Here is a 16,442-nt window from a genome sequence, read left to right as displayed (position 1 = left end):
ACCCGCCGTCCTGTTCCGGCCCGGGACAGACGGCAGGGTGAGGCCGGCCACCGAATCCGGTATGCTGCCCGGCATCATCTGTTGTTTGATCCGCTATCCAATCAGTGAGTGGCTTGCCATGACCAACCGCGTCGTCTATCCCGGCACTTTCGATCCCATCACCAACGGTCACAAGGATCTGGTGGAGCGCGCCTCCGCCATGTTCGATGAAGTGATCGTTGCCGTGGCCCACAGCGAGAAGAAAGGGCCGCTGTTCGATATCGACCATCGCGTGGCGCTTGCCGAGCAGTGCCTGACGCACCTGCCCAACGTCCGGGTTGTCGGCTTCTCCAAACTGCTGGCGTTCTTCTGCCAGGAGCAGGAGGCCAACATCCTGCTGCGGGGTCTGCGCGCCGTCTCTGATTTCGAATATGAATTCCAGCTCGCCAACATGAACCGCAAGCTGGCGCCGGAACTGGAAACGGTTTTCCTGACCCCGGCGGAACATCTGTCCTTCATCTCCAGCAGCCTGGTCCGCGAGATTGCCTTGCTCGGCGGCGATATTTCTCAGTTCGTACCTGAGTCCGTCGCCGCCGCACTGACGGAAAAGCGCAAGCAGCGTTCTGGAGCCTAACTGTCAGGAGTCGACGCCATGGCTGAAATCCTTCTCTTTCGCCGCACCGTCACGCGCAGGTGCCTGCTGCTGTTACTGGCATTCTCCGCCACGGGGCTGGCCACCACGCCCCTTACTGCGACCGCCTCCGCGCAGGAAACACATCCGGCCGCCATCGCCAGCGCACATCCCCTGGCCACAGAAGCCGGCCTGACAATACTGTCCCTGGGCGGCAATGCTTTCGATGCCGCCATCGCCGTCGCCGCTGCACTGGGGGTTGTCGAGCCCGCCGGCTCCGGCCTGGGCGGCGGTGGCTTCTGGCTCCTGCACCGCGCCGAGGACGGCTATCAGACCATGCTGGACGCCCGCGAGAGAGCACCGGGCCGGGCCAGCGCGGACATGTACCTGGACAGCCACGGCGATGTGGTACGCGGCCATGCCATCAACGGCCCCACAGCGGCCGCCATTCCAGGGCAGGCCGCTGCACTGGCACACCTGGCCGAACAGTATGGCGCCTTGCCGCTCAGCATCTCGCTGGCCCCGGCCATTCAACTGGCAGAAGAAGGCTTCGAGGTCAGCGCCCGTTACCGCATGCTCGCCGGTTTCCGGGAAAGTGCCATGCAGGACTTTGCGCCCACCCGTGACATTTTCCTGCATGAAGGCGAAGTGCCGCCGCTGGGCCACATCATTCGCCAGCCGGATCTCGCGCGCGTGATGATCCAACTCGGGCGAGAGGGCCACGCCGGGTTCTACGAAGGTCCGGTGGCGCAGCAGCTAGTGCGCGCCGTGCGCGCTGCCGGCGGCATCTGGGATCTGCAGGATCTGAAGGATTACCGGGTTATTGAACGCGAGCCCCTTGTCAGCGAATTTCGTGGTGCCCGCATCGTCTCCGCGCCGCCGCCATCTTCCGGCGGTATCGTGCTGGCGCAGATATTCAACATCCTGGCGGAGTTCAATGACGGTGACATCGACCCCGCGCTACTACCGCACCTGAACGTCGAGGCCATGCGCCGTGCCTACTACGATCGCGCCGTCCATCTGGGCGACCCGGACTTCGTCGACATTCCCGTGCAGCGCCTGCTCAGCCAGGACCATGCCCGCGACCTGGCCCGCAGCATCCGTCTGGATCAGCCCACCCCCAGCGCCGAACTGGGACAGCCTGTGGATCAGCCCGAGGGGCCACACACCACACACTTTTCGATTATTGATGCGCAAGGCAACCGGGTGGCCGCCACCCTCAGCATCAACCTGCCGTTTGGCTCCGGTTTCACTGTGCCCGGCACCGGAATTCTGCTGAACAACGAAATGGACGACTTCTCTGCCAAACCGGGCAAGCCCAATGCCTACGGCCTGGTGGGCAGCGAAGCCAATGCCATTGCGCCAGGCAAGCGCCCGTTGTCATCCATGACGCCAACATTCGTGGAATGGGATGATCAGGTCGCCATCCTCGGCACGCCGGGCGGCAGTCGAATCATCACGATGGTGTTGCTGGGCATTCAACAAGCCCTGGCGGGGGAACCCGTGGCGGCCTGGGTCAGCACGCCGCGCTACCACCATCAGTATCTACCCGACGTCGTGCAGGTGGAACCCGAGGTAATGGACTCGCCGCTGGCGAAAGAACTGGAAGTGCGCGGCCACACACTGGAATCCGTGGGCCGCGGCTATGGGGACATGCATGCCATTCACTGGCATCGTGAATCGGGTGCTGTCTCGGCAGCCTCCGATCCACGCGGTGAGGGGGCTTCTGCGATTACCCCTGGAAGGGATCCGCTTTCTGCGCATTAATGGTCACGCTTGAGCGGCAACCCGGGAGCAGAAATTGCCCCCCCTCTGAGACATAGAGCTCAACATTGCCCTGACGCCCCGGGCGCATCAGCAGATACTCACTTTGCGGCGTCCGGGCGAAAACATGACGCTCTTCTGCTGTCCCTTCGTGCTCCAGGTTGCCATCCGCATCGTACACCTCGAAGTCGGCAACCTCCGTGATGGGGGTAAACTCGTCTTCCCCGGTGCGTATCGCCCATACGTACTCACCCGTACCAGGGCAGGATTCGCCGAGCCAGTTATCAACCCAGCGCAGCGCTTTGATCTTGGTGAGCTCCCCTTTGAAGGGTGCGCGATTACCGGCCTTCACCAGCGTCCCTCTGTTAGTCCCGACGGCACCACTCACCGTAGCGCTGGCGGAACAGTCCGCCGTCGTCGTCGTGCACAACCCGCCGAGCAACTCCAGTGAATAGGTTTCACTGTCAGCGCGCTGTGTCTCCGCAACAACATGGTGAACCAGACGAATCCCTTGCACGCGTTGATTTTGCGCATCAGCCAGACCGCGCAGCACGCCGATCAGACCCGCTTCACTGGAAACATGGACGGCATTCGGATCAATCAGCCTGAGCGCAGCCATGTCCGCATCCGGACCATACCCGACCAGGGTGACCCGTCTGCCCACAAGCCGCTGTTGCAAAGCCTGCACATCCAGTGAGCCAGCCATGTGTTGACCGTCCGTGATCACCACAGCATCACGCGTCTGGTAGTGCACCGGTGACACGGTATCCCCGGAACTGGAGGCCGCGTTCATGATCGCACTATTCAGATCAGAGCCTGGCTCATAAGCACCACCGGGAGGCAGGTAGTAGCGCAGCACACCATTCAGGTACGCGTCTGCAGTCAGATCATTGGCCGCCGGATAGATGTAACGTGTCTCTGGCCCTTTGTCGAACACGGCAAAGTAATGACGATGATCGAAATCGCCCTGGGTGTAGGCGCGCAGATCCAGCAAAGCGTTCTGAATCGCGGGAATGTGCAGACGCATGCTTTCACTGGCGTCCGTATGCGTGATGATGACGCGCTGCTTTTCCGGATCGGACTCCAGATGCAGATGCTCTTCGCCCCCTCCGGCCACATCCAGCCCGTCACGCAGCACGCGCAAGTCAGAAGCACTCATCGGTCCGGTGTAAGGCCCACTGTCTCGCACGACACGGATTGCCATGGACACCATGGAGGGCTCTGCACCTGCCGCCATAAGAAGGCGCAGTTCTCCCGTTCCACCGTCGGGATCCGTCGGCGTCACCGGGTCAGTCGGGTCCGTGGGGTCAGTCGGGTCGCCAGGATCAGGCTCGCCACAGGTCAGCGGAGTATCCTGGGTAACGGTGGTGCGTGAAATCGTCAACTGGCCATTACTGAATCGGCAATCAGCGCCCCCTGAAGTCGCGGTAATCGCCAGATTGTAACGGTCCCCGTTCGCCAACTGCTCGCTGAATGCCTGACGCCCGTCGCTCGTGAAGGTGATCACCTGCCCGCCGTTGAGACTGACACTCACTGTCTGCCCCGGGTTCAGACCTGAGGCCTGAACCGCCGGACGCGCAAAGGTGACGCCCCCGCCACCACTGGATGAACCACCGCAACCCACGAGCAGCGCTGCCAGCGCGACGCAAAAATATCCTGTCCCCTTCACCGCTTACCCCCGATAGGTTTTTCTGTTTTTTTCCTTGTCAGAAGCGCCAGATCAGCCCCGCAGAGGGCCCTTTCAGACGCAGCGTGTTCGTGTCGTAGTATTGTGTGAATTCCAGGTTCAGGCCCAGGCGATCACCAAGATAAATATCGACGCCGCCTGCCACGGTGGTGTCGTCAAAGGAGCCGGTCACTTCGCCGCCACCTACCAGTGTTACGCGTTCGCGCACATAGGAATACCCTGCACCGACATAGGGGCGAAAAATGCCCACTTGATAACCCGCCTGCAGCATCATCGTGATGATGTAGTCATGGCGATAATCACGCACACCTACCGGTGACGTGCCGCTTTTGTCATTCAGCGTGGTGCCGATTCGCAGCTCGGAAGTGAAAATCTCGTTGAGATGGCCGCCGATACGGGCAAAGACTTCACCGGTGTCATAGCGGTCCTGACCGAAGAAGCGGTCGTATTGTTCGAGCTCCGCGTAACTGATACCGACATAGCCCTGCATACGCTGCTCTGCATGCGCGGCTGCACCGGTTGCCAGCAACATTCCGGAAAGCAGTATTGCGCCTGTTTTTTTCATTATCGAGTCTCCCGACACAAACATGACTTATCTGTTGGCGCGTTCAGTACGGCGTTCCGCGCGACGCTGTTCATGTTGCGCCGGTGTGCAGCCCAGGCAGCGCAGGAAGGTGGACCGTGCCGGCGCTTTCACCAGACGCTCGCCCGCTTCGTCCACGTTACCGCCCAGTGCACTGAAGGGCAGTGATGCAGTGAAAGCCACCAACCCCAGTCCGGTGACAACCACCATGACAGGACGCACGAAAATCGCATCACCGATGGTGGCCAGCTCGCCGGGGCGTTCCTCGGCGTAAACGCTGCTCGCCTGCCCCGTCATCGGCGCCATTCCCACCATGATCAGGGAGGCGGCAAGAATGCCGGAGAGGACCGGGCGCTTGGCTCGCTGCATGATCAATCCCTCTTAAAGTCTGTTAAATGCTTGTTATAGTTAATGTGCTGCCATCAGTGTGTCAGCTAAGTGGTTAATATACAGGCAATTGCGTCACAATCTACACCTTTGGTGTGAAACCGGCAACTGAACCCCCGAAAACCGGCTTAGCGCTCTGTCAGGCGCACCTCACGTCTGACAGACGGCGCAGTAGGTCGTGCTGCGCTGTCCGTGGCGCGCCAGCCGCAATACCGCACCACAACGCTGACAGGGCAGCCCGTCACGGCCATACACCGCCAGCGCCTGGCTGAAGTAACCCGGTTTGCCCTCGGCACTGCTGAAATCACGCAACGTCGTGCCGCCCGCCGCAATGGCGCGGGTCAGGACATCCCGTATCGCCATTGCCAGGCGGTCGTAGCGCGCGGCGCTGACGCGCCCTGCGGGGCGCGACGGATGGATGCCCGCCAGAAACAGGCTTTCCTGCGCATAGATATTGCCCACCCCGACGACCGTGCGATTATCCATAATGAAAGTCTTGATGCTCTGCTTGCGGCCGCGCGAGCGCCGGTAGAGCAGGGCGCCGTCGAAGTCCGGCCCCAGCGGCTCAGGGCCCAGGTGATCCAGCAGCGGATGCGCGCCCGGCGTGGCCGTCCACAACAGGGCGCCAAAGCGACGGGGGTCGTTGAAGCGCAGGATGCGGCCGCTGTCGAGCAGGAAATCCGCATGATCGTGTTTGCCGGGTGGCGTATTCGCTGGCAGCACGCGCAGGGTCCCGGACATGCCCAGGTGCATCAGCATCTGTCCGCCGGGCAAATCCACCAGCAGGAACTTGGCCCGCCGGGTCACGGCGGCGACCGCCGCATCGCGCAACCCGGCGACCTCATCCGGTACCGGCCAGCGCAGTTGGCGCTGGCGCAATACCACGCTGGCGATGTGACGATCGCGCAGGTGTGGCGTGATACCGCGCCGGGTGGTCTCGACTTCCGGAAGTTCGGGCATGGTGAACGTCTCTTTTCAGGTTCTCTCAGGTTCTTTCAAGTTCTCGCCAACATGGTAGCCTGCTCGCACCATAAATTTGCAGGGTTCTGCGTCATGACATGCTGGCTCGGTGTCGATACCGGTGGCACCTTCACCGATTTCGTCGTGCTTGGCGACAATAGCCAACGCATCCATAAAGTGCTGTCAACGCCCGGGGCACCGGAGCAGGCGATCTTCCGCGGTATCGAGGAGCTGGGTCTTTCGGCCGCGCTGGCTGCTGGCGAGTTGGTCATCGTGCATGGCACCACCGTTGCCACCAATGCCGCACTGGAAGGCAAGGGTGCCCGCACCCTGATGATCACCAACGAGGGGCTGGAAGACGTGCTGCTCATTGGCCGCCAGACACGTCAGGCGCTCTATGATCTCACCCCCACGGCCGTGCCGGAGCCCCTGCAGCGCCAGCACATTCTTGGCGTGCCCAGCCGTCTGGACGCCCGGGGCAAGGAAATCCGCCCGCTGGACCCGCAGGCTGTCGCCGAGCTGGTGGCGCGCGTACAGGCCCTGAAACCGGAGGCCGTGGCGATCAGCCTGCTGTTCAGCTATCTCAACCCCGCCCATGAAGAAGCGCTTGAAGACGCCCTGCGCGCCGCACTGGCAGACAGCGACGTGTTTATCTGCCGCTCCGCCGAGGTGCTGCCGCTGACCGGGGAATACGAACGCGGCCTCGCCACCTGGCTCAACGCCTGGCTGGGCCCCGGCGTCGCAGATTACCTCGACCGTCTGGGCAAGGGCGCGGCGCCGAGTCGGGTCAGCATCATGCAGTCCAGCGGCGGCACCCTGTCGCTGGATGCCGCCGCACGGCGCGCCGTAAACCTGCTGCTGTCCGGCCCTGCCGGTGGTCTCAACGCCGCCAGGGCCATTGGTGAGCAACTGAACATGCCCCGCCTGATGACCTTCGACATGGGCGGCACCTCCACGGATGTGGCCCTGCTGGATCACGGCTTCCGTCTGACCCTGGAAGGCCGCATCGGCCACTGGCCGGTCGCCGTGCCGATGGTGGACATGCATACCATCGGCGCCGGCGGTGGCTCCCTGGCCTACGTGGACGCCGCCGGTATGCTGCATGTGGGCCCGGAATCGGCCGGCGCCGACCCCGGCCCGGCCTGCTATGGGCGCGGCGGCACCCGGGTTACCGTGACTGATGCCAACCTGGTGCTTGGCCACCTGCCCGCCAGCCAGACCCTCGGCGGCCATATGGCGCTGGACCGGGCCGCCGCCTGTGCCGCCCTGGACACGCTGGCCCGCGCACTGGACTGCTCGGCAGAAGAGGCCGCTCGCGGCGTGCTGGCGCTCGCCAACGAGCACATGGCCCAGGCGCTGCGCGTCATCTCGATCCAGAAAGGCTATGACCCGGCGGATTTCGTGCTCATGAGCTTTGGCGGTGCTGGCGGGCTGCATGTCTGTGCCCTGGCAGACATGCTCGGCATGCGTCAGGCCCTGGTGCCTCGCAACAGCGGCGTCCTGTCCGCCCAGGGCCTGGTGCGCTCACCCCGTCAACGGGAACTGATCCGGGCCCTGCCCGCAGACGCAAACCCGGAGGTCGTAGACGCCCTGGCCAGAACATTGCAGGAGTACGGGCACGCTGCACTGACCGCCGAGGGCGTGCGTGAAGCAGATCTCGCCACGCACGTGAGCGTGGATCTCTGCTATCGCGGCCAGTCGTTTCCCCTCACCGTGCCCTGGGAAGGCGACCCCGAGGCCGCCGAGGCCACCTTTCATCAGTTGCACGAGGCCCGCTACGGCCATCGCCTGACGCTGCCAGTGGCCTGGATCAACGTGCGCGTCCAGGTAACCTCGCGAGAGCCCCTGCCGTCGCTGCCGCCACCGGACGCGACGCCGCCGGGCGAGCCCGGCACCACGGAAGTCGCCGGTCCGGGCGCAACACCGGTCTGGCCCAGGGACGCCTTGCCACCTCCCGGGCACCCCCTGTATCCCCTCAGCGGGCCCCTGATCATCACCGAGGCTGTCGCCACGACCTGGGTTGCACCCGGGTGGCAGCTGAACTGTCTGGACAGTGGCGATCTGCTGCTCCAACGTCTCTGACGCGGCAATGATACGGCCACGCTACGTCAGTGGCCCTCGCGCCAGCGGTATGGCGCGAACAACCCTGTGCCCGGAGGGCTACGGGGGAGTAGAATGGAAAGATCTACCGCTTTGAAGCCATGAGAACACTGTATGTGGAACGGCCTGTTCGACCCCGCTATCTGGCAGCTGATCCTGATCACGCTGGCACTGACGCACGTCACGATTGTCAGCGTGACCATTTACCTGCACCGCCACAGCGCCCACCGCGCGCTGGACCTGCATCCGGCAGTCGCGCATTTTTTCCGCTTCTGGTTGTGGCTGACCACGGCCACCGTGACCAAGGAATGGACCGCCATTCACCGCAAGCATCATGCACGCTGTGAAACGCCGGAAGATCCCCACAGCCCGGTCTACTTCGGCATTGGCAAAGTACTGCGCGAAGGCGCAGAGCTGTATCGTGCCGAGGCCGCCAATCAGGAAACGCTGGACCGTTACGGCGCCGGCACCCCGGACGACTGGCTCGAGCGCAATGTCTACACCCGCCACACCTATGTCGGCATCTACCTGATGCTGGCGATTAACATTGCCTGCTTCGGCGCCATCGGCATCACCGTGTGGGCCGTGCAGATGCTGTGGATTCCGGTTTTCGCCGCCGGTGTGATCAACGGCCTCGGCCATTTCTGGGGCTACCGCAATTTCGAAAGCAAAGACGCTTCACGCAACATTTCGCCCATTGGCATCCTGATCGGCGGCGAAGAATTGCACAACAACCACCACACTTATCCGAACTCGGCCAAGCTGTCGGTGCGTCGCTTCGAGTTCGATGCTGGCTGGTTCTGGATTCGTGTGCTGGAAACCTTGCGCCTGGCCAAGGTCAACAAGGTACCGCCACGCCCCGTCATTGCTGCTGACAAGACCGCGCTGGACCTGGATACGCTGCGCGCCCTGATGGCAAATCGCTTTCAGGTCATGGCCCGTTACCGCAAGGAAGTGATCACGCCGGTATTTCGGGAAGAGAAGGCGCGCGCCTGCGAAGCCACTGCGGTCATGTTCAGCCGCGCCAAGGCACTGCTGTATCGCGATGACACCCTGATCAACGAGCGCCTGCGCCAGCGGCTGGAACGGCTCACCGCGCACAACGAAGCGCTGGCAGCCATTTATCAGCACCGCCTGCGCTTGCAGGAAATCTGGTCACGCACCAGCCGCAGCTCGGCGGAAATGCTGGAAGCATTGAAGCAGTGGTGCCGGGAAGCCGAAGAAAGCGGCATCCAGGCATTGCAGGAGTTCGCACAGAAGTTGCGGGCTTATACGGTGCCGCAGAAAGACGCGATGCCGGCCTGACGTTTGCACATTGCTGACAGGCGATAAATGACACGGGCGCATCAGCGCCCGTTTGCTATCCGAAACGTGGAGCCCGTCAGTCGACGAACTCCACGTTTCGGATCAAGCGCACGGAATCCTGGCTCGCATCCGTAAGCGTCGCCGAAAATCCGCCCAGCTCCACACCAAGAGATTGCAATAACGGCGTCACCACCAACTGGACAACCTCGCTCAGTATCGGATTAAGGGCCCCGGTAATCGTGTTGCCAATCGGCCCAAGATCAAGCGTCAGACCTAACGGCAAGCCCCCCAACAATGTCAGGCTTGGTGGCGGCTGCAAGGAAATATCCAAACCATCTGCCCCACCGGGAATAAGCTGCTCTGTAAAATACCCGTTGGCAGACGTCTTATCCACCGGATCTGCTACCAAAACTGCAGAGAACTCGAAGTCTTCCGAAGCCCCGGGAATCGATAAATCAAGCCCCGTTGATAAGCCAAGTGCCGGATCAATCGTGATACTTCCAAGTAGCGGCAACGGAAACAGCACAAGCCGACCGATGTCGGCATTAATTGTACTAATTGATACATTTCCTGATACGTCGACGGAACCAGCACCAATCCGCGCAACGGAAACGCTGGATTCCAGCAGAAATCTCACATCGTTACTCAAACCGGCCGAGCAATCAGCAGCGACCAGCTCCCCGACACCTGCGCCCGTATCTACCAGAAGCGGCAGATCAACTGTGCCAAGCTGAAGAGTTCCTATCAGCAAAGGAATAGTGCCCAAGTCAATACTATTATTCACTACCAATCGAATATCCGGCGCTTCCAGACGGGTCAACCACTGCCCATCCTGACCCTGCCGTGCAGGCCCAATAACAATGGCCGGAGCGCCTTGAATAAAAATGTCGATGCTAGAGGTCACAACACCGCCAATAGAAACACGCGTCTGCGGCAGATTGAACAATTGCCCTTCCGCGAGATTCAGCACCAGACCGATCAACACATCATAGACCGGAAACTCGCTGTTCGGCGGTACCGCGGCATCGCCCACCACATTAATCACGTCCGTCAACGCGATGGTATCGACACCCGCATTGGCGATCACGGCATCCAGTATCGCGGTCGCGTTGGCTCCCAGCGTCGCCACTTCACCCAATGCGGCGGCCAGATCGCCGCCTGTGAGCGGCAGGAGTTCCGCCAGAGAATTAACCCCCAGCTCTGTCAGCAGATCTCCCAGGGCCACCGTCGTATTCGCCAGGCTGCTGAGATCCGTGGGATTGAGCGCAAAACTGTTTCCGGGACCCAGAAGAATGACGCCGAGCAAATCGCCCAACAGCGATGCCTCATTGGTGCTTGACCCCAACACCGCTGTGCTGCCGCCACCAGAGAATGTGGCGACCACCTCTTTCTGCGCTACCGCATCTGCGGCCAGGCTGAGATCTCCCACCAGACGACCCGGCAGCAGCAATGAGCGCGGCACTGAGCGCTGCAGGCGCGCCCTCACGGCATTGCTCTGCGCCAGCCCGGCCACCCGGAACCGGGAAATGCCATCCACCCCGGTTTCCAGCACCCCGGTGGTAATGCCGGCACAGTCCAGCTCGCCTTCAAACCCGGCCGCGTCAGCCGACATCTGCGCCCGGGTGCAGATGTCGGCTAACGTTACACCCTCGCCCCCACAAGCTTGCGTGCCTTGTGCAGCGCCTAACGCGGCAGCATCAGCATGCTGCTGCAGAATACGTTGCTGTGCGTACAGACGCGCACCATCTGCCGCAAGCGCAAACACCAGCAGCCCCCCGGCAATCAGAATCACCAGGAACAGGAAGCTGTAAGCGCCTCGCTGGCTGGAGCGCGACGTGTTCACCGTCGTGTCGTCTCTTCCCGCAGCGTCTCCGGCACGGGGCGACGGAAAGTTTCCGTCAGACGTCGCTGCGAATCCACATAGACAGAGGCCGGCACTTCACTTTCTTGCGGCGCTTCCGCGGCGCGCTGCCGGTCAAGCAGACGCGACGTTTCAGTGCGCGGCTCACTGCGAATGATCTGATCAGAAAAACCCGCCGGGGTGGTGGTTTCTGCCAATGCCGGTGCCGCGAACATGACGAGAGCCGCACACAGCGCTTTTTTTACAACGTGCGTCTTCATAACGATGCTTTTCATAACGAGCCTCTTCATAACGAGCCTGTGCGTATGTCAGTGGCCAGAGCTTGTGCTTGCTGCACGTCTTTTTCAGGGATGTTCTGGCTACGGATAAACGAGTTGAGACTGTCGCGCTCCCCCATGAGAAAATAGTTGGTAAGCAGATTCTGTCGGGCGGGGCCATTGCCATCGTTGAGCTCCAGCGCCGTCCAGAGTTCGCGCTCAGCACCCTGGTAATCGCCGTCCAGCATCAGGGCATAACCCAGATCATTGCGAATGTTTGCTGACGCCGGCAGCAATTGGCGAGCCGTCTGCAAATTACCCAGGCCCTCTCCGCGCCGCTCCATTTTCAGCATCACCAGCCCCAGGCCGTGATAGGCCTCGCCGGCCCCGCAGCGCCGGACAAGCTCGCGAAATACATGCTCTGCCTGATCCATTTCACCGACGCCGGCCTTCAGCTGCCCGTAACGCAGCCAGTGGGGCAGGGCAGCCAAAGGGCGACTTTCCAGTTGCGCCAGTGCGGCGTAGCGACGCCCTTCCGCAGACTGGCTGTCCACCAACTCCAGATGCACCCGGTCAGCAGGCTGCACCCGTTCGCTGCAACTGATTCGCCCCGGCAGCCCGTCATCCGTACGACTGACCAGATTGTTCATGCTGGCGCAGCCTGTGAGCGCCAATCCCAACAACGGTATCCATACGCGTTTCATCATTGTCTTATCTGCCTTTTCATCGGAGCAGCTCGGAAAGGGAAACCAGTCCGGGCCCTGCTATGAGAATCATCAGTGCCGGCAACATACACAGCACCATCACTGCTGACATTTTTGCACTCACCTTGCTGGCTGCTTCCTGCAACCGTGAACGCTCCATATCATTGGCCTGACGAATCAGTGCGTTGATGGCATCGCCCGCGCCTGTTCCCAGAATCCCCGTTTGCCGCAATATCACTGTCAGGTCATGCAGTACCGGTACGTTGCGATTACTGCCCAGCTCCACCAGCGCTACGCTGCGATCAACACCGGCATCTACACGCCGGTTGAATGTGTCGATGTGCCGAATCAGTACCGGCATCAACGCACCCGCCTGCTGTGCCACAATGCGCAGGCTGCGCTCCAGCGTCATGCCCGTCTCCAGAAACATGCGCATCAGCTGGCACAGCGCCACCGCTTCACGGTTCATCTGCGCTTCTGCCTGGCGACCATGCGTGCGAATAAAACGTCGCACCAGGACAAACAGCAACGCCAGTACGGCCGCCCCCTGCAAGGCGCCATAAAGCCCCAGCATCAGCGCACCGACGACCAGGGGCAACGCCCAACACGCCAGCGCATAGATACTCACAATGCGTTCCCGCGGCATCGCCGTCAGCGACAGCGCCTCATCAATTTCCCTGAAATCACTGGCAAAGAAACCGGAGCCCAGCGCACGCTCCAGCACCCGTAGCAACCAGCCATCTCCCTCTGCTGACTCTTCTTCTCCGGTGAGCCCGTGGTGGCGCATCATGCGCCGGCTGATGCGATCGCGCCGTGCCCAGGCGGGCGCCAGGAAAAACACGGCCCAGATGGACAGCGTCGCCAGCGCAGCAGAAAGCACGAACCAGGCAAGCTCAGACACGGCCCACCCCCTGCACCATGCGATATAGCCAGACCACACCGACCACCTCGAATACGATGGCGGCAATGAGCATCTTGTTACCCTGCGGCGTATACAACAGCACTTGCAGATATTCTTCATTGGCCAGCATCAGGTAGGCACCAAGCACTATCGGCACCACTGCAAACAATACAGCGCTGACCCGGGTTTCCCCCGTCATGGCCATAAAATCCCGGCGCAGCTGTTGCTGACCGCGCAGCCCGTCGGCGAGTTGTTCCAGCACCGGCCTTACCGATGCACCTTGCCGCTGTCCGGTGGCGAGCGCGATGGATATCTGCAGCAGAGCAGGGGTCTGGTACAGGTCCGCGAAGTCTTCAAACAGATCCACGTAATCCCGGCCGGACTCCACCGCAGAGCGCACCCGGAAAGCCAGCGGTGCATAAATTGGCGGCGCTTCGTCCAGCGCCCGCACCACCGCTGTATCCAGAGTACGGCCGGCATTCATCGCCCGTACCATGGCATCAGCGATGCCCGGCAACGTTTCATTGATTTCGAGGCGTCGGGCGCTGTAGCGACGGAACCAGTAAACCCAGAGCGCCACACCGGCGGTGCTGGCCAACAACACCGCCGCGATCACACCCCAAGCCAGCAGCACCAGCACGAGGGATGACAGGCCGCCAAACAACAACGTCCGGAACAGGGATTCCGTCACCGTAATGTTGCCCCGCAGCATGATACGTTGCAGGCGTGAATCGGTGACCAGCTTGCGAGTGGCCTTGTCGTCGCCCAGGTCATCCATCATGGGTACCGCGCCCACCCGCGTACTGACATGGGTGCGCCGGGCACGGCTGTCTCGCACCAGGGTCCAGACCAGCTGCACCAGTATCAGCCCCCCCGCCAGCACCGCGAGGGTGAACGCCGAATCAAGGAACCATTCGCGTGTCATCCTCACTCCGATAGATGGGCTTGAGTACACAGCGGAACTGATCATCCTGTTCCACCGCCACGACCTCTCTGACCATGCGCCGGCCATCTGCAGTGCGCACCAGCTGCACAATCAGATCCACTGCCGATGCGATAAGCCGCGAAATCGATTGTTCGCTGGCTTCATAGCCACTGATTGCCAGCAGCGTCTCGATGCGCACCAACGCATCTCTGGAACTGTTGGCGTGAAGCGTGCTCATGGAACCGTCATGGCCGGTGTTCATGGCCTGTAGCAGTTCGATGATTTCGCTGGATCGCACTTCGCCGACAATGATGCGGTCCGGACGCATACGCAGGGCATTCACCACCAGATCCCGGGAGGTGACGCGACCTTTGCCTTCCGTATTCGGCGGGCGGGTCTCCAGCCTCACCACATGCGGATGACGCAGGCTCAGCTCGGCGGAATCCTCGATGGTGAGAATGCGCTCATTGCGGGGAATATAATGGCTGATCATGTTCAGCATCGTTGTCTTGCCGGTCCCGGTGCCGCCGCTGATGATGATATTGCGACGTTCCTCGACCGCCTGCTTGAGCACCTGCAGGCACTCCTGGGTCATGGAACCATTGGCCAGCAACTGGTCCGCCGTCAGCATGTCCTGTGAAAACTTCCGAATTGAAATGGACGGGCCATCAAGTGCCAGCGGGGGAATGATGGCGTTGACCCGAGAGCCGTCCGGCAGGCGGGCATCTACCATGGGGCTTGATTCGTCCAGGCGCCGACCCAGCGGCGCGAGAATCCGGCGAATGATGCGCATCACATGCGCATCATCAATAAAGCGGACGGCGGCTTTCTGCAGCACCCCGGAAACTTCCGTGTACACGGAATCCGGGCCATTGACGAGAATGTCGTTGACGCGCACATCTGCCAGCAGCGGTTCCAGGGGGCCATAACCTGTCACTTCATCGACGAGATCACTGCTGAGCTGACTGACGTCGCGGTTGCTCAGGGGAATACGGCTCTGGGCAATGTACTTGCTGGCAGCCGCACGAATGAACTCCACCAGGCGCTCGCGTGAGACCCGACCGACCTCAATGCCTTCTTCATCCAGCCGCTCGACAACCGTCTGATGAGCACGGGCCTTGAGCGCCTGGTATTCGTCGTCGATCCGTCCCGCCATGCTATTACTCGCTTGACTACTTTTACTCGCTTGACTACTTCCCGCTACCGGCCTGACGCTTGCCGACAGACCCCTTGATGCGATCCAGCAGACTGCCACTGAGTCGTGTACCGGTAATCCGGTCTACCAATGTTTCCAGCTGACGGCAGTACGCAGAGCGCGACGCCGTCTCGCACATCGGCATACCCAGGTTCATGGCCTCCAGGCGATGGCGCCAGTCCATCGGCAACCTGGCCGCAATACCAACCCCGGTCAGCTCGGTTATCTCATCATTTGTTGGCGTGATGGTCGGCTCATAGCCGTCCAGCACCAGGCTCATTTCGGTGCTGGCAGAAAGATGCGGCTTCCAGTCATTGGCAATGCCGCGCAACCGTTGAATCTGATGCACTTCCGGCGTTGCCAGCAAAATCAATTGCCGGGTATGAATACCCAGATGATGAATCCAGCCGCACTGCCCGGGGCCGCCGGCATTGATAATCACCACATCAAACACATTCATGAGACGATTGAGCGCAATGAAAAGATCCGCGGCCCTGTCGCCAGAGACCTGGGCCCGTTCCACGCCGCCGTTCAACAAGCGCAACCCCGGCCTGAACTCGTCCAGAGCGGTATCAATCATTTTTTCATCAAGGGATTCCGGATTCGCCAACAGGTTTTCAAGGCCGAAATCCGTGCGCGCATCCACATAGAACAGACCGTTACCGCGCGGAACAGCGTCAATGGCCAATGTGCGCTGTCCGCGCACGCGCGCCGCCAGCGCCACGCCCAGATTCTGGGTAAAGAAAGCGGTGTCCACCAACGGATCCGCACCGGACACCACAATCAGATTGCTGACACTGGCATGGGCGGTCAGTGATGGCGGTCGTACCAGTTGATGCCGGCGCAAGCGCTCACGCACCTCGGCGGCGTCGGTGCCCGCCGCGAGGCAGTCACGAGCCCCGGCACGCATGCATTGCAACAGGAGTTCCTGATGCGGCGAGCGGCAGACAGCAACCACGGTCACCCAGGGGCGCGCGGTACTGATTGCCATGATGATGGCCAGCGCCTGGTTGAGGCCCGCCTCATCCACTTCAACCATGGCAATATGCGCGTTGGTCGCTTCCAGCATGCGCAGAATGCGCGAGATATCCGAACGCGAGACTTCCTCAAGGCGCAGACTTTCGTCAAACAGACCCTTCAGCCAACCGCGCAGGCCCTCGTCATCCAGCACGCCGAGTACAACATCATAGTCCTGCATAAGGA

At 61.5% G+C, this 16,442-nt stretch carries 15 protein-coding genes; 4 read left to right on the top strand and 11 right to left on the bottom strand.

Annotated features, from left to right (window positions below; translation table 11 throughout):
* Window positions 1-118: 118 nt before the first annotated feature.
* Together coaD and ggt are read left to right on the top strand one after the other, a co-directional pair.
* Window positions 119-613 carry a pantetheine-phosphate adenylyltransferase gene (gene coaD / locus K8B33_RS08305; RefSeq protein WP_223425498.1) on the top strand — a complete coding sequence of 165 codons (495 nt, stop codon included), beginning with the start codon at window positions 119-121 and terminating at the stop codon, window positions 611-613.
* Window positions 614-631: 18 nt separating this feature from the next.
* Window positions 632-2,377 carry a gamma-glutamyltransferase gene (gene ggt, locus K8B33_RS08300; protein ID WP_223425497.1) on the top strand — a complete coding sequence of 582 codons (1,746 nt, stop codon included), beginning with the start codon at window positions 632-634 and terminating at the stop codon, window positions 2,375-2,377.
* Here ggt and K8B33_RS08295 read toward each other — a convergent pair.
* From K8B33_RS08295 to mutM, 4 genes are all read right to left on the bottom strand, one after another.
* On the bottom strand, window positions 2,343-4,043 hold the full coding sequence (locus tag K8B33_RS08295) for a vWA domain-containing protein (RefSeq protein WP_223425496.1): 1,701 nt from the start codon (window positions 4,041-4,043) through the stop codon (window positions 2,343-2,345). The genes ggt and K8B33_RS08295 overlap by 35 nt on opposite strands.
* 37 nt (window positions 4,044-4,080) lie before the next feature.
* Window positions 4,081-4,626: a porin family protein gene (locus tag K8B33_RS08290; RefSeq protein ID WP_223425495.1), complete on the bottom strand. Its 546-nt coding sequence runs from the start codon at window positions 4,624-4,626 to the stop codon at window positions 4,081-4,083.
* 27 nt (window positions 4,627-4,653) lie between these two features.
* Window positions 4,654-5,013 carry a hypothetical protein gene (locus tag K8B33_RS08285; protein ID WP_223425493.1) on the bottom strand — a complete coding sequence of 120 codons (360 nt, stop codon included), beginning with the start codon at window positions 5,011-5,013 and terminating at the stop codon, window positions 4,654-4,656.
* Window positions 5,014-5,181: 168 nt separating this feature from the next.
* Complete coding sequence (mutM, locus tag K8B33_RS08280; protein WP_223425492.1) at window positions 5,182-5,991, bottom strand: bifunctional DNA-formamidopyrimidine glycosylase/DNA-(apurinic or apyrimidinic site) lyase; 810 nt, start codon at window positions 5,989-5,991, stop codon at window positions 5,182-5,184.
* Window positions 5,992-6,084: 93 nt separating this feature from the next.
* Here mutM and K8B33_RS08275 point away from each other — a divergent pair, with 93 nt between their 5' ends.
* Window positions 6,085-8,073 carry a hydantoinase/oxoprolinase family protein gene (locus K8B33_RS08275; protein ID WP_223425491.1) on the top strand — a complete coding sequence of 663 codons (1,989 nt, stop codon included), beginning with the start codon at window positions 6,085-6,087 and terminating at the stop codon, window positions 8,071-8,073.
* Window positions 8,074-8,205: 132 nt separating this feature from the next.
* On the top strand, window positions 8,206-9,396 hold the full coding sequence (locus K8B33_RS08270) for a DesA family fatty acid desaturase (RefSeq protein ID WP_223425490.1): 1,191 nt from the start codon (window positions 8,206-8,208) through the stop codon (window positions 9,394-9,396).
* Window positions 9,397-9,472: 76 nt separating this feature from the next.
* Here the strand turns inward: K8B33_RS08270 and K8B33_RS08265 are convergent, their stop codons facing one another.
* The 7 genes from K8B33_RS08265 to K8B33_RS08235 are packed head-to-tail and all read right to left on the bottom strand — an operon-like array spanning window position 9,473 to window position 16,437.
* Window positions 9,473-11,239 carry a hypothetical protein gene (locus K8B33_RS08265; RefSeq protein ID WP_223425489.1) on the bottom strand — a complete coding sequence of 589 codons (1,767 nt, stop codon included), beginning with the start codon at window positions 11,237-11,239 and terminating at the stop codon, window positions 9,473-9,475.
* Entirely contained in the window at window positions 11,236-11,532 is a 297-nt protein-coding gene (locus tag K8B33_RS08260) for a hypothetical protein (RefSeq protein ID WP_223425488.1), read from the bottom strand. The genes K8B33_RS08265 and K8B33_RS08260 overlap by 4 nt, the downstream gene beginning before the upstream one ends.
* A gap of 11 nt (window positions 11,533-11,543) precedes the next feature.
* Window positions 11,544-12,221: a tetratricopeptide repeat protein gene (locus K8B33_RS08255; protein WP_223425487.1), complete on the bottom strand. Its 678-nt coding sequence runs from the start codon at window positions 12,219-12,221 to the stop codon at window positions 11,544-11,546.
* 16 nt (window positions 12,222-12,237) lie between these two features.
* Window positions 12,238-13,119 (bottom strand): type II secretion system F family protein, encoded by an 882-nt coding sequence (locus tag K8B33_RS16215; protein WP_223425485.1) that lies wholly within the window; start codon window positions 13,117-13,119, stop codon window positions 12,238-12,240.
* Window positions 13,112-14,044: a type II secretion system F family protein gene (locus tag K8B33_RS08245; RefSeq protein WP_223425483.1), complete on the bottom strand. Its 933-nt coding sequence runs from the start codon at window positions 14,042-14,044 to the stop codon at window positions 13,112-13,114. Before K8B33_RS08245 ends, K8B33_RS16215 begins: the two co-directional genes overlap by 8 nt.
* Window positions 14,022-15,200, bottom strand: coding sequence for a CpaF family protein (locus K8B33_RS08240; protein WP_223425481.1), 1,179 nt, complete (start codon window positions 15,198-15,200; stop codon window positions 14,022-14,024). The genes K8B33_RS08245 and K8B33_RS08240 overlap by 23 nt, the downstream gene beginning before the upstream one ends.
* Window positions 15,201-15,234: 34 nt before the next feature.
* Entirely contained in the window at window positions 15,235-16,437 is a 1,203-nt protein-coding gene (locus tag K8B33_RS08235) for an AAA family ATPase (protein WP_223425479.1), read from the bottom strand.
* Window positions 16,438-16,442: the final 5 nt, after the last annotated feature.

Source organism: Alcanivorax limicola (assembly GCF_019931215.1).
Taxonomy (GTDB): Bacteria; Pseudomonadota; Gammaproteobacteria; order Pseudomonadales; family Alcanivoracaceae; genus Isoalcanivorax; species Isoalcanivorax limicola.
Note: the sequence above shows the minus strand (reverse complement) of the source record. Positions and strands in the feature narration are given on the sequence as shown.